Source organism: Asticcacaulis solisilvae, from assembly GCF_017875235.1.
GTDB classification, from domain to species: Bacteria; Pseudomonadota; Alphaproteobacteria; order Caulobacterales; family Caulobacteraceae; genus Asticcacaulis; species Asticcacaulis solisilvae_A.
In genome coordinates, this window is record NZ_JAGGMI010000028.1 from 1 (window position 1) to 2,500 (window position 2,500).

The 2,500-nt window shown below is 53.2% G+C and carries 1 tRNA gene and 2 rRNA genes (1 of these 3 cut by a window edge); all 3 read right to left on the reverse strand.

Annotation, left to right across the window (positions count from 1 at the left end):
* Positions 1-59 precede the first annotated feature (59 nt).
* Positions 60-136: transfer RNA gene (locus J2X24_RS22370), tRNA-Met, on the reverse strand.
* A 54-nt stretch (positions 137-190) separates the two neighbouring features.
* Positions 191-305: ribosomal RNA gene (gene rrf, locus J2X24_RS22375) — 5S ribosomal RNA — on the reverse strand.
* 68 nt (positions 306-373) lie between these two features.
* Positions 374-2,500 (reverse strand): 23S ribosomal RNA (locus J2X24_RS22380) (it continues 733 nt past the right edge of the window).

Consider the following 2,500-nt stretch of genomic DNA (forward strand, 5'->3'; position numbering starts at 1 on the left):
GTGTGTTGCTTTTCTGGATTTTGGGTACAAAAAAAGCCCCTTTTGTGGGGCTTGTTTTTTGGTTGCGGGAGCAGGATTTGAACCTACGACCTTCAGGTTATGAGCCTGACGAGCTACCGGGCTGCTCCATCCCGCGCCAAGAAGGCAGTGATTGTAATGAAGGGTGTATTTTTTCAGCTGGACTTTATAGACCTGGCGACGACCTACTCTCCCGCGCCTTAAGACGAAGTACCATTGGCCCAGGAAGGCTTAACGACCGAGTTCGGAATGGGATCGGGTGGGGACCTTCCGGCATAGCCACCAGGTCAATAGAGCCCAGCTGTTTTGTTATCGAGAAGACATTGCTTTGTATCATAATGCGTTTTGTAGAGGAACGATCAAGCCGATCGGATTATTAGTACCGGTTAGCTTCACTCCTCACGGAGCTTCCACACCCGGCCTATCAACGTGGTAGTCTTCCACGATCCTCAGCGAGACCTTGTTTTGAGGTGGGTTTCCCGCTTAGATGCTTTCAGCGGTTATCCCGTCCATACTTAGCTACCCTGCTGCGCGGCTGGCGCCACGACAGGTCCACCAGAGGTATGTCCATCCCGGTCCTCTCGTACTAGGGACAGATCCTCTCAAGTCTCGAACACCCACGGCAGATAGGGACCAAACTGTCTCACGACGTTCTGAACCCAGCTCACGTACCACTTTAAATGGCGAACAGCCATACCCTTGGGACCTGCTCCAGCCCCAGGATGTGATGAGCCGACATCGAGGTGCCAAACTTTGCCGTCGATATGGACTCTTGGGCAAAATCAGCCTGTTATCCCTAGAGTACCTTTTATCCGTTGAGCGATGGCCCGTCCACGAAGGACCACCGGATCACTATGGCCGACTTTCGTCTCTGCTCGACTTGTCAGTCTCGCAGTCAGGCGGGCTTATGCCATTGCACTCATCGAACGATTTCCGACCGTTCTGAGCCCACCATCGCGCGCCTCCGTTACACTTTGGGAGGCGACCGCCCCAGTCAAACTACCCACCACGCCATGTCCCGGACCCGGATAGACGGGTCTCGGTTAGACGTCAGCAGCAATAAGGGTGGTATTTCAAGGATGGCTCCACCGAGACTGGCGCCCCGGTTTCATAGCCTCCCACCTATCCTACACATGTTGCTGCTAACGCCAAGGCGAAGCTATAGTAAAGGTTCATAGGGTCTTTCCGTCTGACCGCGGGAACCCCGCATCTTCACGGGGAATTCAATTTCGCTGAGCCTATGCTGGAGACAGTGGGGAAGTCGTTACGCCATTCGTGCAGGTCGGAACTTACCCGACAAGGAATTTCGCTACCTTAGGACCGTTATAGTTACGGCCGCCGTTTACCGGGGCTTCAATTCGCAGCTTGCACCACTCCTTTTAACCTTCCGGCACCGGGCAGGCGTCAGACCCTATACGTCGCTTTACAGCTTCGCAGAGCCCTGTGTTTTTGATAAACAGTCGCTACCCCCTAGTTTGTGCCACTTTAGCCTGGTTGCCCAAGTAAAGTCACGCTTATCCCGAAGTTACGCGTGTAATTTGCCGAGTTCCTTCAGCATAGTTCTCTCAAGCGCCTTGGTATGCTCTACCTGACCACCTGTGTCGGTTTCGGGTACAGTCTCTGTGTGAGTTATTTCCAGGGACAACGCCCCTGCACGGACAATCCAATAAGCCCGTACAAGTTATGCCATCCGTCACTTCACACTGGCTCCGGAATATTTACCGGATTCCCATCGACTACGCCTTTCGGCCTCGCCTTAGGGGCTGGCTAACCCTGCGCAGATTAGCTTTACGCAGGAACCCTTGGTCTTTCGGCGAGAGGGTCTCTCACCCTCTTTATCGCTACTCATGTCAGCATTCTCACTTCCGATACCTCCAGCCAACCTCACGGTTGACCTTCACAGGCTTACGGAACGCTCCGCTACCGCTCACTTACGTGAACCCATATCTTCGGCGCATGGCTTGAGCCCCGTTACATTTTCCGCGCAGGATCGCTTGATCAGTGAGCTGTTACGCTTTCTTTAAAGGATGGCTGCTTCTAAGCCAACCTCCTGATTGTCAAAGCAATCCCACATCGTTTCCCACTTAGCCATAACTTGGGGGCCTTAGATGATGGTTAGGGTTGTTTCCCTTTTCACGACGGACGTTAGCACCCGCCGTGTGTCTGCCGGACAGTTCTCCTGGGTATTCGGAGTTTGGTTAGAATTGGTACAGCTCGCGCCGCCCGCATCCATCCAGTGCTCTACCCCCCAGGGAATAAATCCGACGCTCTACCTAAATAGATTTCGCGGAGAACCAGCTATGTCCAGGTTTGATTGGCCTTTCACCCCTATCCACAAGTCATCCGAATCTTTTTCAACAGATATCGGTTCGGTCCTCCAGTAAGTGTTACCTTACCTTCAACCTGCTCATGGATAGATCACCTGGTTTCGGGTCGTCATGCGACGAACTTGACGCTCTGTTCAAACTCGCTTTCGCTACGC